The following is a 25,614-nucleotide window of genomic DNA, read 5'->3' on the forward strand; positions in this document are numbered from 1 at the left end:
GCGGCTAGCGCTCAGCGGAGAGCCTGTTCAGCTCTGGCCGCCGGCGAGCTTCTCGCGGAGGGCGGCGAGCGCCTCGTCCGACGCCAGGGCGCCGGAGTTGTCGTCCGACTCCGAGGAGTACGAACCACCCGAGATGCCCGCACCGGCGTTGCCACCGGCGGCCGGGGCGGCAGCGCCCTCGGCAGCGGCGGCCTCGTCGGCCTCGCGGGACTTGATGACCTGAGCCTGGTGCTGCTCGAAACGAGCCTGCGCCTCGGCGTACTGGGTCTCCCAGGCCTCGCGCTGGGTCTCGAAGCCCTCGAGCCAGTCGTTGGTCTCGGGGTCGAAGCCCTCGGGGTAGATGTAGTTGCCCTGGTCGTCGTAGGACGCGGCCATGCCGTACAGGGTCGGGTCGAACTCGACCGAGGCCGGGTCGGCACCGAAGGACTCGTTGGCCTGCTTCAGCGAGAGGCTGATGCGACGGCGCTCGAGGTCGATGTCGATGACCTTGACGAAGATCTCGTCGTTGACCTGGACGACCTGCTCCGGGATCTCCACGTGGCGCTCGGCCAGCTCGGAGATGTGGACCAGACCCTCGATGCCCTCGTCCACGCGGACGAACGCACCGAACGGAACCAGCTTGGTGACCTTACCCGGGACGACCTGACCGATCTGGTGGGTCCGGGCGAACTGCTGCCACGGGTCCTCCTGCGTCGCCTTCAGCGACAGGGAGACACGCTCGCGGTCCATGTCGACGTCGAGAACCTCGACGGTGACCTCCTGGCCGACCTCGACAACCTCGGAGGGGTGGTCGATGTGCTTCCAGGACAGCTCGGAGACGTGCACGAGGCCGTCGACGCCACCCAGGTCCACGAAGGCACCGAAGTTGACGATCGAGGACACGACGCCGGAGCGGACCTGACCCTTCTGGAGGGTCGTGAGGAAGGTCTGGCGAACCTCGGACTGGGTCTGCTCCAGCCAGGCGCGGCGGGACAGGACCACGTTGTTGCGGTTCTTGTCCAGCTCGATGATCTTCGCCTCGAGCTCCTTGCCCACGTAGGGCTGGAGGTCGCGGACGCGACGCATCTCGACGAGGGAGGCCGGCAGGAAGCCACGGAGGCCGATGTCGAGGATGAGACCACCCTTGACGACCTCGATGACGGTACCGGTGACGATGCCGTCCTCTTCCTTGATCTTCTCGATGGTGCCCCAGGCGCGCTCGTACTGGGCACGCTTCTTCGAGAGGATCAGGCGGCCTTCCTTGTCCTCCTTCTGGAGAACCAGGGCCTCGATCTCGTCGCCGACCTTGACGACCTCGTTCGGGTCGACGTCGTGCTTGATCGAGAGCTCGCGGCTCGGGATGACACCTTCGGTCTTGTAACCGATGTCGAGCAGGACCTCGTCCCGGTCGACCTTCACGATGACGCCGTCGACGATGTCGCCGTCGTTGAAGTACTTGATCGTCTCGTCGATCGCGGCGAGGAAGGCTTCCTCGTTACCGATGTCGTTGACCGCAACCTGCGGGGTGGTGCTGGTGGCGGTGGTCTCGGTGCTGCTCGTCATGTGGGAAAGGGCTCCGGTTACGGACAGAAAGTCGTAGGTACTGCTACGCCGAGAGCCCGTATCGCACCAAGAAGCCGGACAGCAATGAAGTCCCCTTCCGCGAACGGGAGGGAACCTCGAAAACCGAGGGGACATACAACAGGTACGAGCGCGGCCTGCTCCGTCTGAGGCGCGCAGGCCCGCAGCGCAACCTTTAGCATACGGGGGCGGCCGGACAGGGTCAATGCGCGAAGCGCGCACCCTGGGGAGATCTGCCCAATTCCGGCAGAAGTCATGGCTCTTGCCCCACCACAGCGGTGGTCCGCCGCACGGCGGCACTGAGCGCAAACTACATCGGCGGGCGAGATGAACCAAGAGTACGGACACGAAGACGCGGTCGACGGGGACGCCGACGAGAGCGAGGCGACCCGCCGTGACGCGGGGGACGCGGAGAGCAGCCGGGCGAGCCGCGGCTGGTGGGACCGGAACGCCGACGAGTACCAGAGCGAGCACGGTTCCTTCCTCGGCGACGACCGCTTCGTGTGGGGTCCCGAAGGGCTGGACGAGGCCGACGCCGAGCTCCTCGGGCCGGCCGCCGCACTGAAGGGCCTCGACGTCCTGGAGATCGGCGCGGGCGCGGCACAGTGCTCGCGCTGGCTGGCCGCTCGGGGGGCGCGCCCGGTGGCCCTGGACCTCTCGCACCGGCAGCTCCAGCACGCGCTGCGGATCGGCGGGGAGGTCCCGCTGGTGGAGGCGGACGCGGGGGCGCTGCCCTTCCGGGACGGGTCGTTCGACCTGGCGTGCTCGGCCTACGGCGCGGTGCCGTTCGTGGCCGATCCGGTCCGGGTCTTCCGCGAGGTGCGGCGGGTTCTGCGGCCGGGCGGCCGCTGGGTCTTCTCCGTGACGCACCCGATCCGCTGGGCATTCCCGGACGAGCCGGGGCCCGAGGGCCTCTCGGTCGCCGCCTCGTACTTCGACCGCACACCGTACGTCGAGCAGGACGAGCGCGGACGGGCGGTGTACGTGGAGCACCACCGGACCGTCGGGGACCGGGTGCGCGACGTGGTGGCCGGCGGCTTCCGCCTGGTGGACCTGGTCGAGCCGGAGTGGCCCGCCTGGAACAGCCAGGAGTGGGGCGGCTGGTCCCCACTGCGGGGGAACCTGATCCCCGGGACGGCGATCTTCGTCTGCGAGCGGGACGCCTAGCCCCGCTCGCCTGTCGTACGGGACGACCGGCCACCGACCGCTTGTCGTACTTATGGAGGGCCCTGTGGACAACGGGGCCCTCCGTCTTCTCCGCGCGTACGAGACTGAGTGCGTGATCCGAAACGACGCTCTCGACCGTCTGCCCGTCCGCCATGCCGTCCCCGAGCTGCTCACCGCGCTCGCGGAGCGCGGCACGGCGGTGCTGTCCGCTCCTCCCGGCACCGGCAAGACGACGCTGGTGCCGCTGGCGCTCGCGGGGCTCATAGGGGACGGACCTCGGCGCCGGGTGCTCGTGGCCGAGCCGCGGCGGATGGCGGCGCGGGCGGCCGCCCGGCGGATGGCCTGGCTGCTCGGCGAGGAGGTCGGCGGCACGGTCGGGTTCTCGGTGCGGGGCGAGCGGCGGGCCGGTCCCGCGACCCGGGTCGAGGTGGTGACCACGGGCATCCTGCTCCAGCGGCTCCAGCGCGATCCGGAGCTGGCCGGCGTGGACGTGGTGCTGCTCGACGAGTGCCACGAGCGGCATCTCGACGCCGACACGGCGATGGCCTTCCTGGTGGACGTGCGGGCCGCGCTGCGGCCGGAGCTGAAGCTGATCGCCGCGTCGGCGACGAGCGACGCGGCGGCCTGGGCGGACCTCCTCACGGTCCTGGACGGCAGCGGGCCCGCGCCGGTGGTGTGGAGCAAGGGGGAGGGCCACGGCTGCCGGGTCCTCTTCGCGGAGCCGCCGCCGGGCATCCGGCCCGCGCACGGCACCTGGGTGGATCCGGCGCTGCTGCGGCACGTCGCCGCGACGGTCCGGCTCGCGATGGAGCGCCACGAGGGCGACGTCCTCTGTTTCCTGCCCGGCACGGGGGAGATCGCGCGGACGGCGGGGATGCTGGCCGGCGTCGACGCGGAGGTGCTCCAGCTGCACGGTCGCGCCCCGGCGGCGGTGCAGGACGCGGTGCTGCGCGGCGCCGAGCCCGGCGGGCGGCGCAGGGTGGTGCTGGCCACCTCGGTGGCGGAGTCCAGTCTGACGGTGCCGGGGGTACGGATCGTCGTGGACTCGGGCCTCGCCAGGGAGCCGCGCATGGACCACGCCCGAGGGCTGGGTTCGCTGGCGACGGTGACGGTCTCCGAGGCGACGGCGACCCAGCGGCTCGGCCGGGCGGGCCGCGAGGCCTTCGGGTTCGTGTACCGCTGCTGGGCGGAGGCGGGCGACGGCGGCAGGCCGCGGTTCCCGTCGCCGGAGATCAAGGTCGCCGACCTGGCGGACTTCGCCCTGCGGGTCTCCTGCTGGGGCGATCCGACGGCGGAGGGGCTCGCGCTGCTCGACCCGCCGCCGGCCGGGGCGATGGCGGCGGCCCGCGCGGTGCTGGGGTCGATCGGGGCCGTCGACGGGGACGGCCGGACCACGGAGCGGGGCGTCCGGATGTCCCGGCTGGGGCTGCACCCCCGGCTGGGGCGCGCGCTCCTGGACGGGGCGACCGAGGTCGGGGTGCGGCGTGCGGCGGAGGTCGTGGCGCTGATCGGCGAGGAGCCGCCGCGCGACTACGGGGACGACCTGGTGGGTGCCTGGCGTGCGGCGCGGCAGGGCTCCGACGGGTACGGCGCCCGGTGGCGGACGGAGGCGCGCCGCCTGGAGCGGTCGGCCGCCGAGGCCCTGGGCGGGGACGGGCGCGGTGGCGCCGGGGAGCGGGGCGGCGACGGGGGCGACGGGGAGGGGGGCGGTGATGACGCCGTGGCGGGTCTGGTGACGGCGCTGGCGTTCCCGGAGCGGGTGGCCAGGGCCCGCGAGCAGGGCGGCTATCTCATGGTGTCGGGGAGCGGGGCGCGGCTCGCCGACGGTTCCCGGCTGCGGTCCAGCCCGTGGCTCGCGGTGGCGGTGGCCGACCGCACCGCCCGGGACGCCACGGCGCGGGTGCGGCTCGCGGCCGTGGTGGACGAGGCCGTGGCGTGCCGGGCGGCCGGGCATCTGCGCAGCGGGGGCGAGGAGGTCCGCTGGGAGGACGGGGACGTGGTGGCCCGCTCCGTGGACCGGCTCGGCGCGGTCGAGCTGACCGTCCGCCCCCTGGGGTCCGGGGCGGCGCCGGATCTCGTGCGGGAGGCGCTGCTGGACGGCCTGCGGCGCGAGGGGCTCGGGCTGCTGCGGTGGCGCCGGGAGGCGGAGGAGCTGCGCGCGCGGCTGGCGTTCCTGCACCGGGAGCTCGGTGAGCCGTGGCCGGACGTGTCGGAGGGGGCGCTGGTCGACCGGGCGGACGAGTGGCTGGAGCCGGAACTGTCCCGGGCGGCGCGGCGGGCCGGTCTCGGGCGGATCGACGCCGGGGAGTGCCTGCGGCGGCTGCTGCCGTGGGCGTCGGGCGAGGCGGTGCGGCTGGACGAGCTGGCGCCGGAGCGGATCGAGGTGCCGAGCGGCTCCCGGATCCGGGTCGAGTACGGGGATGGGCGGCCGGTGCTGGCGGTGAAGCTCCAGGAGATGTTCGGGCTGGCCGAGACGCCCCGGGTGGCGGGGGTCCCGGTGCTCGTCCACCTCCTCTCCCCCGCCGGCCGTCCGGCGGCGGTGACGGCCGATCTGGCGTCGTTCTGGCGGGACGGCTACCGGGCGGTGCGGGCGGAGCTGCGGGGGCGCTATCCGAAGCACCCGTGGCCGGAGGATCCGTCGGCGGCGGTGCCGACCCGGCACACCAGCGCCCGGCTCAGAGGGGAGCGCTGACGGGGACGGGCGCGGGGGCGGCGGGCGGTTCGGGCCGGGGGCGGCGCGAGCGGGCCTCCAGCCAGAGGGCGAGAGCGAGGAGGACGAGGGCGAGGGCGGTGAGGCTCCAGGGGATGTAGGAGACGAGCATGAGGACCATGAGGCGGTTGGAGGAGACCAGTTCGCCGACGCTCTCCAGATAGTCCTCGCGCATCTTCACGTGGCCCGCGAAGACGGTGAGGGTGTCCTGTCCCATCAGCTTCTTGGCGTTGCGGAGCTCCTCCTCGTGGATCTCCTCGCCGTTGACGGGGGCTCCGGTGACGGGCTCGATCCAGAACATGCGCTTGGTCGTGTACCAGCGGGTGAGGCCCGAGTCGGCGAGGATCTCGGGGGTGATGCCCTTGACCGGCATGGTCTTGGGCAGGGGGACCTTGGTCCAGGGGACGGTCTGCTCGAAGTAGTAGACCTCCATGCCGCGGAAGGTGCGGGTGCCCTTGTAGTGGATGGGGGCCGCGGTGCGGGTCTGGGCGTCGAAGTACTGGTAGTCCCGTTTCTCGGTGAGAAAGGGGAACTTGAACTCGATGCCCTCGCGCCGGACCGGGTCGCCGTCGACGGATTCGCCGGTGGCGTGGACGGGGTCCTGGGTGTGGGCGTCGAAGATGTACCGCTCCGGGACCTGGGAGACCATTTTTCCGTCGGGTCCGGTGACGTAGGCGAGGGCGTCCCAGACGACGACGTCCCGCCCGGCGTCGCGCTCGATGCGCCGCGACTCCTCCACGTTGCCCTTGAGCGTCTGGATGATCGTGATCTTGTCGACCTTCTCGGCCTTGAGGGTCGCGTAGTTGAGGAGGGTCGCGGGCCGTGCTTCCAGCACGGTGTCCTGGTACTGGTTCGCCGGGATCTTCGCGAGGCGGGGGAAGGCGTACCAGCGCAGGGTCGGGGCCATGGCGGCGCAGAAGACGGCGAGGGCGAGGAGGACGAGGCTGGCTCGGCGGCGCACGGTCCGCCCCCTACTTCCGGGGGCCGGGATCGGCGGTCAGCAGGGGCTTGGGCGAGGTGGGCCCGTCGGGCGGCAGATCGACCACGGCGAGGAGCAGGACGAAGAGGAGGACTGGGGCGAGTCCGATGGCGGCGGCGACGAGGGCGCGCATGGTCGGCCTCCCGGGATGCGATCTGATAGGTCGTCAGGGCGGGGGCACCGTAGCAACGCGACGGCGAGATGAGAACACGTTGCACCCGGGTGACGCGAAGGGCCGCCCGCCCGTTCGCACCGGACGGCGAAGCGCGCCGCTTCCCCGTCCCCGTGCGAACGGCGAAGCGCCGCCTCCCGGTCCCCGTACGAACAGCGAAGCGCCGCCTCTCCATCCGGCGCGAACGGCGAAACGCGCCCCGCCTCCCGTCCGGCGCGAACAGCGAAGCGCCGCCTCCCCGTCCGGTGCGGACGGGGAGGCGGCGCGGAGGAACGCGGTACTGCGTGGCGCGGCGGGCCCGGTCGCCGGTGCCTCACCGGTGACCGGGCGCGAGTGGGTCAGGCCGAAGGGGAGGAGCTGGGCGAGGCGGAAGAGCTGGCCGAGGCGGAGGAGCCGGGCGTGGGGGTGGACTCGGGCGTGCCGCTGCCGGTGGGCGTGGGCTCGGGGGTCGCGCCCGGGTCCGGCGTCGCGGCCGCGGTGACGGTGAGGTCGACGTAGGTGGTGCCGCCGCCGGGCGCGGTGAGCCGGAGGAAGAACGCGCCCGCCTTGGCGCCCGCGAGGAGGTCGCCCGAGGCGAAGGTGAGGAGGCCGTTCGTCCCCGTCCGGAGGGTGACGGTGCGGACGGGCGCGCCGTCGGCGCCCTTGAAGGACGGGCCTTCGGTGGCCGCGGCGGAGTCCGCCTTGGCGGCGACGATCACCGCGGTGACGAGGACGCCGGGGGCGAGGGCGCCCTTGTCGGTGGCCTTCACCTGGACCTGCTGCGTGAAGGAGGTGCCGGTCGTGGCCGAGAGGGCGTCGCCGTCGACCCGGGTGAGGGTGTCCGCCTGGCGCTCGGTGACGGTCGCGGCGAAGTCGGCCGCGGTCAGGGTGCGGCCCACGACGGTGGCGCGCACGGTGAAGGATCCGGTCTTGTCTCCGGCCCGGAGGGCGGGCGAGGAGGCGAGGCCGGTCGCCCCGGTGGTGACGGTGGCGGTGGTGCCTCCGGCGGCGAAGCGGGTGTCGGTGGTCCCGGTGATCTCGAAGCGGACCTTCACCCCGGCGACGGGCTTGCCCGCCGCGTCGAGCGCCGCGACGCGCGGCGCTCCGGTGAAGGCGCTGCCGGTGGTGGCGGTCAGCTTCTGGTTGGCGACGACCGCGAGCTGCGCGACCCTGGCCGCCGGCGGGACGCTGGGCGGCGTCACCGGCGGGGTGACCGGGGGCTTGGTGGGGACCGTCGGGGGCTTGGTCGTGCCGGGGCGGGTCTCCGAGGGCTTCGGAGTCGGCGTGACCGGCTTGGGCGACGGGGTCGGCGTCGTGGGGACGGTCGGGAGCGGGGTGAAGGGGCGGTCGCCCCGGCCGCCGCCGCCCCGGCCCACGGGCAGGACGCCCGTGCCGTCCGGGACCTGGTGGGTGCCGCGCTCGTAGTAGGCGACCCAGGACAGCACCGTGTTCAGGTACTCCCGGGAATGGTTGTAGCTGAGGATCGCCGCGTCGAGGTCGGCCTTGAGGGCCAGGTTCCGGTTATTGGCGCAGAGGTAGGCGCCGGCGGCCTGGGCCGCGTCGTAGACGTTGTTCGGGTCCTTCTTCCCGTCGCTGTTGGCGTCCTGGCCCCAGATGGCCCAGGTGGACGGGATGAACTGCATGGGGCCGACGGCCCGGTCGTGGACCTTGTCGCCGTCGTAGGCGCCGCCGTCGGTGTCGGTGATGTTGGCGAAGCCGTTGCCGTTGAGGGCGGGACCGAGGATCGCGGGCGACGCCGTTCCGTTGGCGTCGACCCGGCCGCCGTTGGCCTGGCCGGACTCGACCTTGCCGATGCCGGCGAGCAGCTGCCAGGGCAGGTTGCAGCCGGGGTCGGTCGAGCGTATGGACAGCTCGGCGCGCTTGTAGGCGGAGTAGACGGACGCGGGTATGCCGGCCTCGGCGGGTCCCGCGACGATCGGCAGACCGGTGCTGATTCCGGGCTGCTTCGGCGAGTTCAGCGGCGGCAGGTCCAGGTAGTACGGGGTGTCGCCCGTCGCGGAGTGGTCCACCGCCGGCGGCACGGTCTCGCCGGCGCCGATGGCGCGGTCCCCGCCGGTGTTGTCCGCGGCGGGCGGGATCGCCTCCGGTGCCTGCGAGGCGGCCAGCGCGGCGACCGCCGCTGCCATCACCACACCGCTGGTGGCCCCCTTGCGCAGCCGGTGGCCGATGTGCGCTGCCATGTCCGTCGTCCCCTCCCCGTCGACGCGGCCCCATACTCCCCGCGTGAAACCTCAGGCGACCCTATGCCAACTCCGGACCGGTGAGTACCGGCCCCTGACCGTGTTTCACGGTTTCGCCACTCTTGGACGCCTGCCGACCGAGTGGGGTCGGGAACCGACCGGAGCGTCAAGGCACTCTTGCACTCCGGCCGCCGCCGTCACCGCACCCCTGGGGGAACTCCCGTTGCCGTTCACGCTGAGCCATGCCGCCGCCGTGCTGCCCGCACTGCGGCGGGACGGGACCGCACGCGGACCGCTGGTCGCGTCCGCGCTCGTCGCCGGGTCCTTCTCGCCCGACATGACCTACTTCGCCGCGACCGCGTTCCCCGACGCGATGACGTTCGGGGACGTCACCCACTCCCCCCTCGGGATCGTCACGGCCGACGTGCTGATCACCGCCGCGCTGCTGGCCCTGTGGCTGGTCGTGCGCGAGCCGCTCGTCGTGCTGCTGCCCACCCGGTGGCGCGGCAGGGTCCACCGGCTCGTCCGCGGGCGGCCCTGGCGTGAGCGGCGTCCGGCCGCGCTCGCCGGGTGGTTCTGTCTCTCGGCCATGCTCGGGGCCACGACCCACGTGGTGTGGGACTCCTTCACCCATCTCGACCGCTGGGGCACGCACGCGATCCCGTTCCTGGGCGATGTCGTGGCCGGGTTCCCCGTCTACCTCTACGCGCAGTACGGGAGTTCGGCGCTGGCCCTCGGCCTGCTGGGCTGGTGCACGGCGCGGGCCCTGCGCTCCCCCGCCGCCGGGGCGGAGCCGCCGTCCGGGTTCGCGGTGCCGGGCCGGCGCGGGCGGCTCGTCGCCGCGGCGCTGATCGGCGGCTGCGTGCTGGCGGGTATCGCGCACCGGGTGCTGCGCTGGGCCGCGTACTGGGGCTGGGACCGGATCGAGACGCCCCTCGACGTCGTCCCGACGGCCTGCTTCGGCGCCGGCGCGGGGCTCGCCGTCGGGCTCGTGCTGTACGGAACGGGGGCGCGGCTCCTGGGACCGAGGCTCCGGACGGAGTCTCCGGCGGCGCCGGTGAGGCGGGAACGTCCCGGAGTCCCCGGCGCCGGCCCGGACCGGGACGCGCTGTCGGAGCGCTCCCCTCAGGGATCCCGCTGATCCGCTCCGGAGGGATGCGGGCGCACCCGCCTGCCCCACGGCGCTCGGGGAGGGCGGCCCGCTCCGGGGACACCGTCCCCGGGCGGGCAGCCGTCCCCCGGTGCGGAACGGCTGCCCACGACGGGCCGGTTCAGTGCGCGGCCGAGTCCCAGTTCGGGCCGACGCCCACCGAGACGTCCAGCGGGGCACGGAGGTCGGCGGCGGCCGACATCTGCTCGCGGAGGAGGGCCTCGACCTGCTCGCGCTCGCCCGGGGCGAGTTCGAGCACGATTTCGTCGTGGACCTGGAGGAGCATCCGGGAGGCGAGGCCCGCACCGGTCAGCGCCCGGTCGACGTTCAGCATGGCGACCTTGACGATGTCGGCGGCGGTGCCCTGGATGGGGGCGTTGAGCGCCATGCGCTCCGCGGCCTCGCGGCGCTGCCGGTTGTCGCTGTTGAGGTCCGGGAGGTAGCGGCGGCGGCCGAGCATCGTCTCGGTGTACCCGGTGGCGCGGGCCTCGTCGACGACGCGGCGCAGGTAGTCCCGCACCCCGCCGAAGCGCTCGAAGTAGGTGTCCATCAGGCCGCGGGCCTCGCCCGGGTCGATGTTCAGCTGCTGCGAGAGGCCGAACGCCGAGAGGCCGTACGCCAGGCCGTACGACATGGCCTTGATCTTGCGGCGCATCTCCGCGTCGACGGCGGACCGCTCGACGCCGAAGACCTGGGAGGCGACGGTGGTGTGCAGGTCCTCGCCGGAGGTGAAGGCCTCGATGAGGCCCTCGTCCTCGGAGAGGTGCGCCATGACGCGCAGCTCGATCTGGCTGTAGTCGGCGGTCATGAGGGCCTCGAAGCCCTCCCCGACGACGAAACCGTGCCGGATGGCGCGGCCCTCGTCCGTCCGCACCGGCACGTTCTGCAGGTTCGGGTCGGTCGAGGAGAGGCGGCCGGTCGCGGCGACCGTCTGGCTGAAGGTGGTGTGGATGCGGCCGTCGGCGGCGACGGTCTTGATGAGCCCCTCGACCGTGGAGCGCAGCCGAGCCTGCTCGCGGTGCCGGAGCATGATCACCGGGAGCTCGTGCTCGGTCTGGCCGGCCAGCCAGGCGAGCGCGTCGGCGTCCGTGGTGTACCCGGTCTTGGTCTTCTTGGTCTTCGGCAGGTTCAGCTCGCCGAAGAAGACCTCCTGGAGCTGCTTGGGCGAGCCGAGGTTGAACTCGTGGCCGACGGAGGAGTGGGCCTCCTTCACCGCCTGCTGCACCGCACCGGCGAACTGCTGCTCCATGGCCTCCAGGTGGTCGCGGTCGGCGGCGATGCCGTGCCGCTCCAGGCGGGCGAGGAGGGCGGAGGTGGGGAGCTCGACCTCGTGGAGCAGCTCGCGGGCGCCGACCTCGCCGAGCCGCTCCTCGAAGGCCTCGCCGAGGTCGAGGACGGCCCGCGCCTGGCTCATGAGGGCCTCGGCCTCGGCGGTGTCGTCGGCGCCGAAGGCGAGCTGGCCGTCGGCGGCGGACGCCGGGGCGAGCTCGCGGTGGAGGTACTCGACGGTGAGCGCGTCGAGGGCGAAGGAGCGGCGGCCGGGCTTGACCAGGTAGGCGGCGAGGGCGGTGTCCATGGTGACGCCCGCGATGCTCCAGCCGTGCTCGGGGAAGACCCGCATGGCGCCCTTGGCGTTGTGCATGACCTTCGGCCGGCCGGCGTCCGAGATCCACGCGGCCCAGGCCCGCTCGTCGGCCTCGTCGAGGGCGCTCGGCTCGAACCAGGCGGCGGCTCCCCCGGCGGCGGCGAGGGCGACCTCGCTGACGTTCCCCGTGCCGAGGGCCCAGCTGTCGACGGTCGCGATACCGAGGGGCTCGGTGCCGTGCTCGGCGAGCCAGGGCGCCAGCTCGCCGGCGCCGAGGACGGTGAAGTCGAGCTCGACACCCGCGGCGGGGGCGGGCGGGGCCTCCTCGGCGGCGCCCGGGTCGACGGCGAGGAGCCGCTCGCGCAGCGACGGGTTGCGGATCTCCAGGGTGTCGAGGACGAGGGCGAGCGCCGTGCGGTCGTACGGCTCGCGGGCGAGGTCGGCGACGGTCTTCGGCAGCTCGACGTCCCGGACCATCTCGGTCAGGCGGCGGTTGAGCTTCACCGACTCCAGGTGGTCGCGGAGGTTCTGGCCGGCCTTGCCCTTGACCTCGTCCGCGCGCTCGACGAGCTCGGCGAAGGAGCCGAACTGGTTGATCCACTTGGCGGCGGTCTTCTCGCCGACGCCGGGGATGCTCGGCAGGTTGTCGGACGGGTCGCCGCGCAGGGCGGCGAAGTCGGGGTACTGCGAGGGGCTCAGACCGTACTTCTCCTGGACCTTCTCCGGGGTGTAGTGGGTCACCTCGGAGACGCCCTTGATCGGGTAGATCACGGTGGTCCGGTCGGAGACCAGCTGGAAGGAGTCCCGGTCGCCGGTGAAGATCGAGACGTCGAAGCCCGCGGCCTCGGCCTGGGTGGTGAGGGTGGCGATGATGTCGTCCGCCTCGAAGCCGTCGACGGCGAAGCGCGGCACGCGCATCGCGTCGAGGACCTCGCCGATCAGCTCGACCTGCCCCTTGAACTCGTCGGGGGTCTTGGAGCGGTTCGCCTTGTACTCCGGGAACTCCTCGGACCGCCAGGTCTTGCGGGAGACGTCGAACGCCACCGCGAAGTGCGTGGGCGCCTCGTCGCGCAGCGTGTTCGCCAGCATCGAGGCGAACCCGTAGATCGCGTTCGTCGGCTGTCCCGTCGCGGTGGTGAAGTTCTCCGCGGGCAGCGCGAAGAACGCCCGGTACGCGAGCGAGTGCCCGTCCATGAGGAGCAGGCGGGGGCGGGTGTCTGCGGGGTTCTTCGATGCTGTCTCGGCCACACGACGATCCTGCCACGGCCCGCTGACAATCCCGTCCACACCGGTCGGGGTGCCGGTCCGGCGGTGCCGCGTGACAGGATCGGAGACGTACGCCGCAGGATTACCGCTCAAGGGAGAGCGCGATGGTCAGCAAGCCGCCCGCCGGTGACCCGGTCCAGGACGCGCCGCAGGTCACGGAGCCGCAGCACGCCGCCGCCGGCCTGCCCGCCATCGGGCACACCCTGCGGATCGCGCAGGAGCAGATGGGCCTGGCGCGGACCGCGCGGACCCTGCTCAAGGTCAACCAGAAGGACGGCTTCGACTGTCCCGGCTGCGCCTGGCCGGAGGGCGACAAACGGCACGTGGCGGAGTTCTGCGAGAACGGCGCGAAGGCGGTCGCCGAGGAGGCGACGCTGCGCCGGGTGACCCCGGAGTTCTTCGCCGCGCACCCGGTGGCCGACCTGGCGACCCGCAGCGGCTACTGGCTGGGGCAGCAGGGCCGCATCACGCGGCCGATGCTCCTCGACGAGGGCGGCGAGCGGTACGAGCCGGTGACCTGGGAGCGGGCCTTCGCGATCATCGCGGAGGAGCTGCGCGCCCTGTCCTCCCCCGACGAGGCGCTCTTCTACACCTCGGGGCGCACGAGCAACGAGGCGGCGTTCCTGCTCCAGCTCTTCGCCCGCGAGTTCGGCACGAACAACCTGCCGGACTGCTCCAACATGTGCCACGAGTCCTCGGGCTCGGCGCTGACGGAGACGATCGGCATAGGCAAGGGCAGCGTCTCCCTGGAGGACCTGCACCGCGCGGACCTGATCATCGTGGCCGGACAGAACCCGGGGACGAACCACCCGCGCATGCTGTCCGCCCTGGAGAAGGCGAAGGCCTCCGGCGCGAGGATCATCTCCGTGAACCCGCTGCCGGAGGCGGGCCTGGAGCGCTTCAAGAACCCGCAGACCCCGCAGGGCATGATCAAGGGCGCGGCGCTCACGGACCTGTTCCTCCAGATCCGGATCGGCGGCGACCAGGCCCTCTTCCGTCTCCTGAACAAGCTGGTCGTGGAGACGGCCGGGGCGGTCGACGAGGAGTTCGTACGCGCGCACACGCACGGCTACGAGGAGTTCGCGGCGGCCGCGAAGGCGGCCGACTGGGACGAGACGCTGACCGCGACCGGGCTCGGGCGGGCCGAGATCGAGCGGGCCCTGGAGATGGTCCTCGCCTCGGAGCGGACGATCGTCTGCTGGGCGATGGGCCTGACCCAGCACAAGCACTCCGTGCCGACCATCCGCGAGGTGGTCAACCTCCTGCTCCTGCGCGGGAACATCGGGCGGCCCGGGGCGGGCGTGTGCCCGGTGCGCGGCCACTCGAACGTGCAGGGCGACCGCACGATGGGGATCTTCGAGCGTCCCGCGCCGGCCTTCCTCGACGCCCTGGACAAGGAGTTCGGGATCGTCTCGCCGCGCCACCACGGCTTCGACGTCGTCCGCTCCATCCAGGCCCTGCGGGACGGCGAGGCGAAGGTGTTCTTCGCGATGGGCGGCAACTTCGTGGGGGCCACGCCGGACACGGAGGTGACGGAGGCGGCCATGCGGAACGCGCGCCTGACCGTGCACGTCTCGACGAAGCTGAACCGTTCGCACGCCGTGACGGGCACCCGCGCGCTGATCCTGCCGACGCTCGGCCGCACCGACAAGGACGTGCAGCGGAGCGGCCGGCAGGTGGTGACGGTCGAGGACTCCATGAGCCTGGTGCACGCCTCCCGCGGCAACCTGCCGCCGGCCAGCCCGCACCTGCTGTCCGAGCCGGCGATCGTGGCCCGGATGGCCCGCGCCGTCCTCGGCGGCGGATCGGCCACGCCCTGGGAGGAGTTCGAGGCGGACTACGCCACGATCCGGGACCGCATCGCGCGCGTGGTGCCCGGTTTCCAGGACTTCAACGCCCGCCTCGCGGCGAACCCGGGCGGCTTCGCGCTGCCGCACGCCCCGCGCGACGAGCGGCGCTTCCCCACGAAGACCGGCAAGGCCAACTTCACCGCCGCGCCCGTCGAGTACCCGAAGGTGCCCGAGGGCCGGCTGCTGTTGCAGACGCTGCGCTCGCACGACCAGTACAACACCACGATCTACGGCCTGGACGACCGCTACCGGGGCATCAGGGGCGGCCGCAGGGTGGTGCTGGTGCACCCCGAGGACGCGGCGGCGTCCGGCCTGGAGGACGGGGCGTACGCGGATCTGGTGAGCGAGTGGACGGACGGCACCGAGCGGCGGGCGCCCGGCTTCCGGGTGGTGCACTACCCGACCTCCCGGGGGTGCGCGGCGGCCTACTACCCGGAGACGAACGTGCTCGTTCCACTGGAGTCCACGGCGGACGTCAGCAACACCCCCGCGAGCAAGTCCGTGATCGTGCGTCTGGAACAATCGCAGTCCGCCTAAGCGTTCGCTCAGGCGGTGGCGACGCGACAAGCGCCGGACGCGACACACAGCCGAACGAACTCGAACGGAGCCGGGCCCATGGGTGAGCAGCAGCACGTGAAGTTCCCGCAGGAGATCCTCGACGAGTACGCGGCGCTGGGCGTCGACCTCCCGGCGCTCTTCTCGGCCGGACACCTCGGGAACCGGATGGGCGTCCAGATCCTGGAGGCCTCGGCCGACCGGGTCGTCGGCTCGATGCCGGTGGAGGGCAACACCCAGCCGTACGGGCTGCTGCACGGCGGCGCCTCCGCGGTGCTCGCCGAGACGCTCGGCTCCATCGGGTCGATGCTGCACGGCGGGGCCTCGAAGATCGCCGTCGGCGTCGACCTCAACTGCACCCACCACCGCGGGGTGCGCAACGGCCTGGTGACCGGCGTGGCGACGCCGGTGCACCGCGGGCGCAGCACCGCCACGTACGAGATCGTGATCAGCGACGAGCAGGACCGGCGGGTCTGCTCGGCGCGGCTCACCTGCCTGCTGCGCGACGTCACCGCCAAGGACGCCGGGAGCCTCCCGGAGCCGGGGGCGACCGCGGGCGCCTGACGCGCGACGGACGGACCACGAAGGGGCGGCACCCACGGGTGCCGCCCCTTCGGCGTCCCCGGCCGTACGGGCCGCCCCTTCGGCGTTCCCCGCCGCACGCGCACCGTCCCTTCGGCATTCCCGCCGCACGCGCACCGCCCCTTCGACGCCCCCCCCCGCAGCGCCCCGCCGCACCCGTACCGCATCCCGCCCGTCCATCACTCTCCGTGATCTTCGCACGATGTGGAAAAGGGGAAAGGACCTGAGCCGTTCCGTCCGCTCAGCTTTCTGCCACTGTCCGATATCCGGAGAGTCACGCGAGCGGCGCGACAGGACCAAGATTCGCTCAAGCCCCTTAGCGGAACTGCGCGTTCTCAGTATGTGAACACCGCATTACCGACCCCTATGTCCCGGTTTTCCCAGTCGGCGCGCACACTCTTTCCCCGTCGGCATAACAAGACAGTCACATCCTGACCTCGCCGCTCCCCGACCCTCCCCACCTGCGCTTAGAGTCACCGCCAGTCACCGCGCCGCCGGGCGCGTCCTACTGCACGGCCCTGTACCAACCCAGTACGGCCCGGCGTACCAAAACGGCACCCCTCGCTCCGCAGCTTCACGGCACCGCCTCATTCCGAGGGGGCCGCGCCAGGGAAAGGACCCTTCGTGCGAAACCGTTCGTTGCTCATACTCACCACCGCGGTCACCGCGGGAGCGCTCACGCTCACCGCCTGTGGTTCGCGTGACGACAAGGGCGGCGCCCAGAACGGCGACAGCGGCAACGTCACCGTGACCATCGGTCTCGACGCCCCGCTCACGGGTGAGCTGTCCGCCCTCGGCCTCGGCATCAAGAACTCGGCCGACCTCGCGGTCAAGACGGCCAACGAGAAGGCCTACGTCAAGGGCGTGACCTTCAAGCTGGAGTCCCTGGACGACCAGGCGCAGCCCTCCGCCGGCCAGCAGAACGCCACCAAGTTCGTCGCCGACAAGGCCGTCCTCGGCGTCGTCGGCCCGCTGAACTCCTCGGTGTCCGAGTCGATGCAGAAGGTCTTCGACGACGCCAACCTGGTGCAGGTCTCCCCGGCCAACACCAACCCGTCGCTCAGCCAGGGCGCCAACTGGGCCACCGGTGACAAGAAGCGCGGCTACAAGGCCTACTTCCGCACCGCGACCACGGACGCCATCCAGGGCCCGTTCGCCGCGCAGTACGTCGTCAAGGAGGCCAAGAAGACCAAGGCCTTCATCATCGACGACAAGAAGACCTACGGCGCCGGCCTCGCGGGCACCTTCAAGGGCGAGTTCGAGAAGCTCGGCGGCAAGGTCCTCGGCACCGAGCACATCAACCCCGACACCAAGGACTTCTCCGCGGTCGCGACCAAGGTGAAGAGCTCCGGCGCCGACGTCGTCTACTACGGTGGCGAGTACCCGGCCGCCGGCCCGCTGGCCAAGCAGATCAAGGAGGCCGGCGCGAAGGTCACCGTCGTCGGCGGTGACGCGATCTTCAGCCCCGAGTACGTCAAGCTCGCGGGCGCCCCGGCCGCCGAGGGCGACATCGCCACCTCCGTCGGCTCGCCGATCGAGTCCCTCCCGTCCGCCAAGGACTTCCTGGCCAACTACAAGGCCAAGGGCTACAAGGAGGCCTACGAGGCCTACGGCGGCTACGCGTACGACTCCACCTGGGCCATCATCGAGGCCGTCAAGAAGGCCACCGAGGGCAACGGCGGCAAGGTCCCGGAGCGCGCCAAGGTCGTCGAGGCCATGCAGACCGTCTCCTTCGAGGGCGTGACCGGCAAGGTCGCGTTCGACGAGTTCGGTGACACCACCAACAAGCAGCTGACCGTCTACAAGGTCACGGGCGGCGCCTACAAGCCGGTCAAGTCCGGCACCTTCGGCGGCTGACCCTCAGCACCCGTCACCGAAAACCCAGCACCACCCAGCACCACTCAGCACCACTTTCACCGCGCGGGGGGCCGCACCAGGCGCCCCGCGCGGTGTCACATCCGTCGAAAGTCTCGGAGGACAATGCGGTGAACGAACTGCCGCAGCAGCTGGTCAACGGCCTGCTACTGGGATCCATGTACGGGCTCGTCGCCGTCGGCTACACGATGGTCTACGGCATCGTCCAGCTCATCAACTTCGCCCACGGCGAGATCTTCATGACCGGCGGCTTCGGGGCGCTCACGGTCTGGCTCATCCTGCCCGGCGGCACCAGCATGTGGGTCGCGCTGCCCGTCATGCTCATCGGTGCCGTGCTCGTCGCGACCACCATAGCCATCGGGGCGGAACGGTTCGCCTACCGCCCGCTGCGCGGCGGCCCCCGCCTCGCCCCGCTCATCACGGCCATCGGTCTCTCCCTCGCCCTGCAGTACGCGGTGTGGGTGTGGTACCCCGAGGCGAAGTCCGCCCGGACCTTCCCGCAGATCCCCGGCGGCCCGATCGAACTCGGCCCGGTGACCATCCAGACCGGCGACGTCTTCCTTCTCATCGCCGCCCCGATCTGCATGGCCGTCCTCGCCTTCTTCGTCATGCGGACCCGCGTCGGACGCGGCATGCAGGCCACCGCGCAGGACCCGGACACCGCCAAGCTCATGGGCGTCAACACCGACCGCATCATCGTGATCGCGTTCGCCCTCGGCGCCGCCATGGCCGCCGTCGGCGCCGTCGCCTACGGCCTCAAGTACGGCGTCGTCGACTACAAGATGGGCTTCCTCCTCGGACTCAAGGCCTTCACGGCCGCCGTCCTCGGCGGCATCGGCAACATCTACGGAGCCATGATCGGCGGAGTGGTCCTCGGCATCGCCGAGACCATGGCCACGGCCTACATCAGCCACATCCCCGGTATGGATCAGCTCGGCGGCCAGTCCTGGGCCGACGTCTGGGCCTTCGTACTCCTCATCGTCGTACTCCTCGCCCGGCCCCAAGGCCTCCTCGGCGAGCGCGTCGCGGACAGGGCGTGAGCACCATGACCACCATCTCCGAGAACACGACGGCGCCCACCGCGCCCGAGCCGGAAGAGTCCACCGGCCTCATCGGCTTCATACCGGCCAGGATCGCCCGCGCCCTCACCCTGGGCGGCGGCCTCCTCACCATCGCGAGCTGCTTCCTCTCCTGGACGTGGACGCCCACCTTCCCGGGCGACCTCACCTACTACGGCTCCCCCGCCGGCCTCCAGATGCAGGTCCTCGTCCTCGGCCTGCTCACCGTCCTCTTCGCCCTCTCCACCTACGGCGTCAAGGGCACCCGCTGGCTGACCCCGGCCGGCGGCGACGCGGCCCTCAAGCTCGCCGCACTCGCCTCCTTCGGCACCGCCTGGTTCACCGTCGTCGCCATCAGCATCGAGCTCGGCGGCCCGGTCAACCTGGAGCCGGGCGGCGCGGTCGTCGCACTCGCCACCCTGGTCGCCCTGCTCGGCGCCCTCGCCCTCCCCTTCGAGCGGCCGAAGCTGCTGCCCGTGGACCCCGAGGACACCGGCTGGGACCAGTTCAAGCACGACATGGGCAACAACTGGGCCACCTTCAAGGCGGCCTTCGCCACCGGCCCGGTGCGCAAGCTGCCCACGATGCACTCCTCCCTCGAGATCCTCATCATCGCGGGCGTCCTCGCCGTGGCCCTCGGCGTCTTCACCTACGGCGTCGGCACCGAGTACGACGAACTGTTCCTCGGCTTCCTCATCACCGCCGGCCTCGGCTTCGCCGCCGTCAGCAAGTCCGGCCTCATGGCCCAGGCCACACAGCTCACCGGCAAGCACCAGAACCTGTCCATCGCGGGCGCGTTCACCGCCGCGGCGCTCTTCCCCTTCACCCAGACCGACGACCAGTACGCGACGCTCGGCGTCTACATCCTGATCTTCGCCACCGTCGCCCTGGGCCTCAACATCGTCGTCGGCCTCGCCGGCCTCCTCGACCTCGGCTACGTCGCCTTCCTCGGCGTCGGCGCCTACGCGGCGGCCCTCGTCTCGGGCGCCCCGACCTCCCCCTTCGGCGTCCACTTCCCCTTCTGGGCCGCCATCCTGGTCGGCGCCGGAGCCTCCCTGGTCTTCGGCGTCCTCATCGGCGCCCCGACCCTCCGCCTGCGCGGCGACTACCTCGCCATCGTCACGCTCGGCTTCGGTGAGATCTTCCGCATCGCGGTGATGAACACCGACGGCACCTCCGGCCCCGACATCACCAACGGCTCCAACGGCATCGCGTCCATCCCGAACCTCAGCATGTTCGGATTCGACTTCGGCGCCGAGCACACCATCGCCGGATTCACCATCGGCCGCTTCGCGAACTACTTCTTCCTGATGCTGCTGATCATGGCGGTCGTCGTCCTCGTCTTCCGCCGCAGCGGCAACTCCCGCATCGGCCGCGCCTGGGTCGCCATCCGCGAGGACGAGACCGCGGCACTCGCCATGGGCATCAACGGCTTCCGGGTCAAGCTCATCGCCTTCGCCCTGGGCGCCTCCCTCGCCGGCCTCGCCGGCACCGTCCAGGCCCACGTCACCTACACCGTGACCCCCGAGCAGTACCTCTTCGCCGGCCCCATCCCGCCCAACTCCGCCTTCCTGCTCGCCGCCGTCGTCCTCGGCGGCATGGGCACCATGAGCGGCCCCCTGGTCGGCGCGTCCCTGCTCTTCCTCATCCCGAACAAGCTCCAGTTCATGGGCGAGTACCAGCTCTTCGCCTTCGGCGTCGCACTCATCCTGCTCATGCGCTTCCGCCCGGAGGGCATCATCGCCAACCGGCGCAACCAGCTGGAGTTCCACGAGAAGGACGAGACGCCCGCCACGCTCGCCAAGGCAGGTGCCTGAACCATGACGACCACCACCAACCAGGCAGACACCACCACGGAGACCGCCGCCGGCACACCCGTGCTCGACGCACGCGGGGTCACCATGCGCTTCGGCGGCCTCACCGCCGTGCGCGACGTGAACCTCACCGTCAACAGCGGCGAGATCGTCGGCCTCATCGGCCCCAACGGCGCCGGAAAGACGACCTTCTTCAACTGCCTCACCGGCCTCTACATCCCCACCGAGGGCGAGGTCCGCTACAAGGGCAAGGTCCTGCCCCCGACCTCCTTCAAGGTCACCGACGCGGGCATCGCCCGCACCTTCCAGAACATCCGCCTCTTCCACAACATGACCGTCCTGGAGAACGTCCTCGTCGGACGCCACACCCGGATGAAGCAGGGCCTCTGGGCCGCACTGCTCCGCCTCCCCGGCTTCAAGAAGACCGAGGCCGAGGCCGAACAGCGCGCCATGGAACTCCTGGAGTTCATCGGCCTCCAGGACAAGGCACAGCACCTCGCCAAGAACCTCCCCTACGGAGAGCAGCGCAAGCTGGAGATCGCCCGCGCCCTCGCGAGCGACCCCGGCCTGATCCTCCTCGACGAGCCCACCGCCGGCATGAACCCGCAGGAGACGCGGGCGGCGGAGGAACTCATCTTCAAGATCCGGGACATAGGCGTCGCCGTGCTCGTCATCGAGCACGACATGCGCTTCATCTTCAACCTCTGCGACCGGGTCGCCGTACTGGTCCAGGGCCAGAAGCTGATCGAGGGCGACAGCACCACCGTCCAGGGCGACGAGCGCGTCATCGCCGCGTACCTCGGCGAGCCGGTCACGCCGGAGGAAGCCGCCGCGGTGGCTCCGGAGACCGAGGCGGCCGCGGCGGTCGAGACCGTCGAGACCGTCGAGGCCGTCGAGGAAGCCACGGAGACCGAGGAGGCCGCGGAGATCCCCGCGGCCGACGCGGCCCCCGAGGCCGATCCCGAGGAGGCGACCCCCGCCGACGACGCCCCCTCGGACGCCGCCGCTCCCGCCGGCGGGACCCCCGCCGACGAGACGCCCTCGGCGGACACCAAGCACGACCCTGCTTCGGGCAAGGAGAACGACGCATGACCGCACTGCTCGAAGTCGAGGACCTGCGCGTCGCCTACGGAAAGATCGAGGCCGTCAAGGGCATCTCCTTCTCCGTCGACGCCGGTGAGGTCGTCACCCTCATCGGCACCAACGGCGCCGGGAAGACCACCACCCTGCGGACCCTCTCGGGCCTCCTCAAGCCGGTCGGCGGACAGATCAAGTTCGAGGGCAAGTCCCTCCGCAAGATCCCCGCGCACAAGATCGTCTCGCTGGGGCTCGCCCACTCCCCCGAGGGCCGGCACATCTTCCCCCGCATGTCGATCGAGGAGAACCTCCTCCTCGGCGCCTTCCTGCGGAAGGACGCCCCCGGCATCGCCAAGGACGTCCAGCGCGCCTACGACCTCTTCCCGATCCTGGGAGAGCGTCGCAAGCAGGCCGCCGGCACCCTCTCCGGCGGTGAGCAGCAGATGCTCGCGATGGGCCGCGCCCTGATGTCGCAGCCGAAGCTGCTCATGCTCGACGAGCCCTCCATGGGCCTCTCGCCGATCATGATGCAGAAGATCATGGCGACGATCGCCGAGCTGAAGGCCCAGGGCACCACGATCCTGCTCGTCGAGCAGAACGCCCAGGCCGCGCTCGCCCTGGCGGACCAGGGTCACGTGATGGAGATCGGCAAGATCGTGCTCTCCGGCACGGGGCAGAACCTGCTCCACGACGAGTCCGTCCGCAAGGCGTACCTCGGCGAGGACTAGCACCACGAACCGAAGGCCCGCCCCACAGAGCCGTGGGGCGGGCCTTCTCGTCGTACGGGGCGGGCGGCGGTTACTGCCCCTTGGCCGCCTTCTTCTCCTCGGCGTCCTCGATGACGGCCTCGGCGACCTGCTGCATCGACAGGCGGCGGTCCATCGAGGTCTTCTGGATCCAGCGGAACGCCGCCGGCTCCGTCAGGCCGTACTGGGTCTGGAGGATCGACTTGGCGCGGTCCACGAGCTTGCGGGTCTCCAGGCGCTGGGAGAGGTCGGCGACCTCCTTCTCCAGCGCGCGGAGCTCGGCGAAGCGGGAGACGGCCATCTCGATGGCCGGCACGACGTCGCTCTTGCTGAAGGGCTTCACGAGGTACGCCATGGCGCCGGCGTCCCGGGCCCGCTCGACGAGCTCGCGCTGCGAGAAGGCGGTCAGCATGAGGACCGGGGCGATGGACTCGCCGGCGATCTTCTCGGCGGCGGAGATGCCGTCGAGGACGGGCATCTTCACGTCGAGGATGACGAGGTCGGGGCGGTGCTCGCGGGCGAGTTCCACGGCCGTGGCTCCGTCTCCGGCCTCGCCGACGACCGTGTAGCCCTCTTCTTCCAGCATCTCTTTGAGGTCGAGGCGGATGAGGGCCTCGTCCTCGGCGATGACGACGCGGGTCGTCAGCGGCGGAACGTGCGACGCCTCGGCGTCGTCGGCGGGCTGGGGCGACTCGGGGGCGGTCACGGGGGCTCCTCGTTGCGGGGCAGGTACTGCTACCTGAGCCTACCTAGGTCCTGTATGTTTGAGACACAGCAGGTTGCCACTCACCTTCGTTTCGAAGGGGCCCCGGTAGCCCAGAGGCAGAGGCGATGGTCTCAAACACCATTTAGCGTGGGTTCGAATCCCACCCGGGGCACTTTACCTTCAAATCCAAGGAAGCTCTCCCGTTGGCGATCTTCACTCGCCACGGTGAACACCTCTTCGATTCGGCACATGCGGACCGCCGCCGGTCCACTCTGCCCCCATGGGACAGCACACTCCTTCGATGCGCGAAGAAGCGCTCGCACTGCTCGGCCGGGGCCTGAGCAACAAGGCGGTCGCCGAGCGGCTCAACGTGCCGCGCGGCACAGTCGGTTGGTGGCTCTCGGAGGATCGGCGGCGACGCGGCGTCCGGTACCAGCGGCCCACGGATTGCCCCAGGTGCACCGGCAGAACATGTGACGCATCGGCCTACGCCTACCTCCTGGGGCTCTATCTCGGGGACGGTCATATCGTCTCCAGGGCGAAGCAGCACCACCTGTCGATCTTCTGCACCGCGTCTTGGCCGGCGTTGATCGACGCGGCCGAGGACGCCATGCGACGGGTCATGCCGATGCCCAGTGTTCGACGACGGTTCAGGCAGGGGTGCGCCGAGGTGAAGTCCTTCACCAAGCACTGGACATGCATGTTCCCCCAGCACGGTCCCGGCAAGAAGCACGAACGCGAGATCAGGCTGGAGCCCTGGCAGCAGAAGATCGTCGATGCGCAGCCCTGGGACTTCATTCGCGGACTGATCCATTCGGACGGCTGCCGGACCGTGAACTGGACCACTCGCGTCGTGAACGGGGAACACAAACGCTACGAGTATCCGCGGTACTGGTTCACCAACGTCTCTGATGACATCCGGCAGCTCTACACCGACACCCTCGACACCCTGGGCGTCCAATGGACCTCATGCACCCGCCACGGAAAGCCGTACAACATCTCCGTCGCCCGCAAAGCCTCCGTCGCTCTCATGGACGCGCACGTGGGGCCCAAGCACTGAGCCCCTACGTCAGCGACTCGCCGATGTGGTGCACGCGGACCAGGTTCGTGGAGCCCGCGACGCCCGGCGGGGAGCCCGCCGTGATGACCACGATGTCGCCCGGCCGGCAGCGGCCGATCCGCAGGAGCTCCTCGTCGACCTGGGCCACCATCGCGTCCGTGGAGTCGACGTGCGGGCCGAGGAAGGTCTCGACGCCCCAGGTGAGGTTGAGCTGCGAGCGGGTCGCCGGGTCCGGGGTGAAGGCGAGCAGCGGGATGGGCGAGCGGTAGCGGGAGAGCCGCTTGACGGTGTCGCCGGACTGGGTGAAGGCGACCAGGAACCGGGCTCCGAGGAAGTCGCCCATCTCGGCGGCCGCGCGGGCGACGGCGCCGCCCTGGGTGCGGGGCTTGTTCCGGTCGGTGAGCGGCGGGAGGCCCTTGGCGAGGACGTCCTCCTCGGCGGCCTCGACGATCCGGCTCATGGTGCGGACGGTCTCGATGGGGTGGCGGCCGACGCTGGTCTCGCCGGAGAGCATCACGGCGTCGGTGCCGTCGATGACGGCGTTGGCGACGTCGCTGGCCTCGGCGCGGGTGGGGCGGGAGTTCTCGATCATCGAGTCGAGCATCTGGGTGGCGACGATGACCGGCTTGGCGTTCCGCTTGGCGAGTTTGACCGCGCGCTTCTGGACGATCGGCACCTGTTCCAGGGGCATCTCGACGCCGAGGTCGCCGCGGGCGACCATGATGCCGTCGAAGGCGGCGACGATCTCCTCGATGTTGTCGACGGCCTGGGGCTTCTCGATCTTGGCGATGACGGGGAGCCGGCGGCCTTCCTCGTCCATGATCCGGTGGACGTCGTCGATGTCGCGGGCGTTGCGGACGAAGGAGAGGGCGACGACGTCGGCGCCGATGCGCAGCGCCCAGCGCAGGTCCTCGATGTCCTTCTCGGAGAGGGCGGGGACGGAGACGGCGACGCCGGGGAGGTTGAGGCCCTTGTGGTCGGAGACCATGCCGCCCTCGATGACCCGGGTGTGGACGCGGGGGCCGTCGACGGAGGTGACTTCGAGGGTGACGCGGCCGTCGTCGACGAGGATGCGTTCACCGGCTGTGACGTCCTGGGCGAGGCCGGAGTAGGTGGTGCCGCAGGTGTGGCGGTCGCCTTCGGTGGGTTCGACGGTGATGGTGAACTCGTCGCCGCGTTCAAGGAGTACGGGGCCTTCGCGGAAGCGGCCGAGGCGGATCTTCGGGCCTTGAAGGTCGGCGAGGATGCCGACGCTGCGGCCGGTTTCGTCGGCGGCCTCGCGCACGTGCTGGTAGCGCTTCTCGTGTTCGGCGTAGCTGCCGTGGCTGAGGTTGAAGCGGGCCACGTCCATTCCGGCCTCGATCAATGCCTTGATCTGGCCGTATGTTTCGGTGGCGGGCCCAAGGGTGCAAACGATTTTCGCTCGGCGCATGAGTCGAGCCTAGGCCTTACCGGCCAGTAGGAAATTGGCTGGGCATGACTACTCAACAACCTTTCCATGAAGGGTTGTTGACAAGTCTTG

At 71.2% G+C, this 25,614-nt stretch carries 18 protein-coding genes and 1 tRNA gene; 12 read left to right on the top strand and 7 right to left on the bottom strand.

Features of this window, described 5'->3' with window-relative positions:
- Positions 1–27: 27 nt before the first annotated feature.
- On the bottom strand, positions 28–1,542 hold the full coding sequence (gene rpsA / locus ACFYXU_RS07760) for a 30S ribosomal protein S1 (protein WP_030325237.1): 1,515 nt from the start codon (positions 1,540–1,542) through the stop codon (positions 28–30).
- Positions 1,543–1,887: 345 nt separating this feature from the next.
- On the opposite strand from rpsA, the gene ACFYXU_RS07765 reads away from it, so the two are divergent.
- Positions 1,888–2,727 carry a class I SAM-dependent methyltransferase gene (locus ACFYXU_RS07765; protein WP_389408304.1) on the top strand — a complete coding sequence of 280 codons (840 nt, stop codon included), beginning with the start codon at positions 1,888–1,890 and terminating at the stop codon, positions 2,725–2,727.
- 112 nt (positions 2,728–2,839) lie between these two features.
- Positions 2,840–5,419, top strand: coding sequence for an ATP-dependent helicase HrpB (gene hrpB, locus ACFYXU_RS07770; protein ID WP_389456860.1), 2,580 nt, complete (start codon positions 2,840–2,842; stop codon positions 5,417–5,419).
- On the opposite strand, the gene ACFYXU_RS07775 is transcribed toward hrpB, so the two are convergent.
- The 3 genes from ACFYXU_RS07775 to ACFYXU_RS07785 form a co-directional block, all read right to left on the bottom strand.
- Positions 5,403–6,398, bottom strand: coding sequence for a DUF3068 domain-containing protein (locus ACFYXU_RS07775; RefSeq protein WP_389456862.1), 996 nt, complete (start codon positions 6,396–6,398; stop codon positions 5,403–5,405). The two genes, hrpB and ACFYXU_RS07775, sit on opposite strands and share 17 nt — an antisense overlap.
- A gap of 10 nt (positions 6,399–6,408) precedes the next feature.
- Positions 6,409–6,549, bottom strand: coding sequence for an SPW_0924 family protein (locus tag ACFYXU_RS07780; protein ID WP_329856585.1), 141 nt, complete (start codon positions 6,547–6,549; stop codon positions 6,409–6,411).
- 377 nt (positions 6,550–6,926) lie between these two features.
- Positions 6,927–8,768, bottom strand: a complete 1,842-nt coding sequence (locus ACFYXU_RS07785; RefSeq protein WP_389456864.1) for a lytic transglycosylase domain-containing protein — start codon at positions 8,766–8,768, stop codon at positions 6,927–6,929.
- A gap of 223 nt (positions 8,769–8,991) precedes the next feature.
- Here ACFYXU_RS07785 and ACFYXU_RS07790 point away from each other — a divergent pair, with 223 nt between their 5' ends.
- Positions 8,992–9,909, top strand: a complete 918-nt coding sequence (locus ACFYXU_RS07790; RefSeq protein ID WP_389456866.1) for a DUF4184 family protein — start codon at positions 8,992–8,994, stop codon at positions 9,907–9,909.
- Between the two features lie 130 nt (positions 9,910–10,039).
- Here the strand turns inward: ACFYXU_RS07790 and polA are convergent, their stop codons facing one another.
- Positions 10,040–12,751: a DNA polymerase I gene (gene polA / locus ACFYXU_RS07795; protein ID WP_329856590.1), complete on the bottom strand. Its 2,712-nt coding sequence runs from the start codon at positions 12,749–12,751 to the stop codon at positions 10,040–10,042.
- 122 nt (positions 12,752–12,873) lie between these two features.
- On the opposite strand from polA, the gene ACFYXU_RS07800 reads away from it, so the two are divergent.
- The 7 genes from ACFYXU_RS07800 (at position 12,874) to ACFYXU_RS07830 (ending at position 22,308) form a co-directional block, all read left to right on the top strand.
- Complete coding sequence (locus ACFYXU_RS07800) at positions 12,874–15,156, top strand: FdhF/YdeP family oxidoreductase (protein WP_389456868.1); 2,283 nt, start codon at positions 12,874–12,876, stop codon at positions 15,154–15,156.
- 78 nt (positions 15,157–15,234) lie between these two features.
- The gene (locus tag ACFYXU_RS07805) at positions 15,235–15,738 is read left to right on the top strand and encodes a hotdog fold thioesterase (protein WP_329856593.1); all 504 of its coding nucleotides are present in this window, start codon (positions 15,235–15,237) and stop codon (positions 15,736–15,738) included.
- A gap of 642 nt (positions 15,739–16,380) precedes the next feature.
- Entirely contained in the window at positions 16,381–17,613 is a 1,233-nt protein-coding gene (locus ACFYXU_RS07810) for an ABC transporter substrate-binding protein (protein ID WP_376509951.1), read from the top strand.
- 128 nt (positions 17,614–17,741) lie between these two features.
- Entirely contained in the window at positions 17,742–18,671 is a 930-nt protein-coding gene (locus ACFYXU_RS07815; RefSeq protein ID WP_329856596.1) for a branched-chain amino acid ABC transporter permease, read from the top strand.
- A 5-nt stretch (positions 18,672–18,676) separates the two neighbouring features.
- On the top strand, positions 18,677–20,506 hold the full coding sequence (locus ACFYXU_RS07820) for a branched-chain amino acid ABC transporter permease (RefSeq protein ID WP_361394281.1): 1,830 nt from the start codon (positions 18,677–18,679) through the stop codon (positions 20,504–20,506).
- Between the two features lie 3 nt (positions 20,507–20,509).
- A complete protein-coding gene (locus tag ACFYXU_RS07825; RefSeq protein ID WP_389456870.1) occupies positions 20,510–21,595 on the top strand; it encodes an ABC transporter ATP-binding protein in 1,086 nt (361 codons plus the stop codon).
- Positions 21,592–22,308 carry an ABC transporter ATP-binding protein gene (locus tag ACFYXU_RS07830; protein WP_329856601.1) on the top strand — a complete coding sequence of 239 codons (717 nt, stop codon included), beginning with the start codon at positions 21,592–21,594 and terminating at the stop codon, positions 22,306–22,308. The genes ACFYXU_RS07825 and ACFYXU_RS07830 overlap by 4 nt, the downstream gene beginning before the upstream one ends.
- Before the next feature lie 70 nt (positions 22,309–22,378).
- Here ACFYXU_RS07830 and ACFYXU_RS07835 read toward each other — a convergent pair whose 3' ends face one another.
- On the bottom strand, positions 22,379–23,032 hold the full coding sequence (locus tag ACFYXU_RS07835; protein ID WP_329856602.1) for a response regulator: 654 nt from the start codon (positions 23,030–23,032) through the stop codon (positions 22,379–22,381).
- Between the two features lie 99 nt (positions 23,033–23,131).
- Between ACFYXU_RS07835 and ACFYXU_RS07840 the strand changes: the two genes are divergently transcribed.
- Positions 23,132–23,204, top strand: a tRNA-Leu gene (locus ACFYXU_RS07840).
- A 108-nt stretch (positions 23,205–23,312) separates the two neighbouring features.
- Positions 23,313–24,092 (top strand): helix-turn-helix domain-containing protein, encoded by a 780-nt coding sequence (locus tag ACFYXU_RS07845; RefSeq protein WP_389408298.1) that lies wholly within the window; start codon positions 23,313–23,315, stop codon positions 24,090–24,092.
- A gap of 4 nt (positions 24,093–24,096) precedes the next feature.
- Here ACFYXU_RS07845 and pyk read toward each other — a convergent pair whose 3' ends face one another.
- On the bottom strand, positions 24,097–25,524 hold the full coding sequence (gene pyk, locus ACFYXU_RS07850; RefSeq protein WP_389456872.1) for a pyruvate kinase: 1,428 nt from the start codon (positions 25,522–25,524) through the stop codon (positions 24,097–24,099).
- Between the last annotated feature and the right edge of the window lie 90 nt (positions 25,525–25,614).

Origin of the sequence: Streptomyces sp. NPDC002232 (genome assembly GCF_042890295.1) — a bacterium.
Taxonomy (GTDB): Bacteria; Actinomycetota; Actinomycetes; order Streptomycetales; family Streptomycetaceae; genus Streptomyces.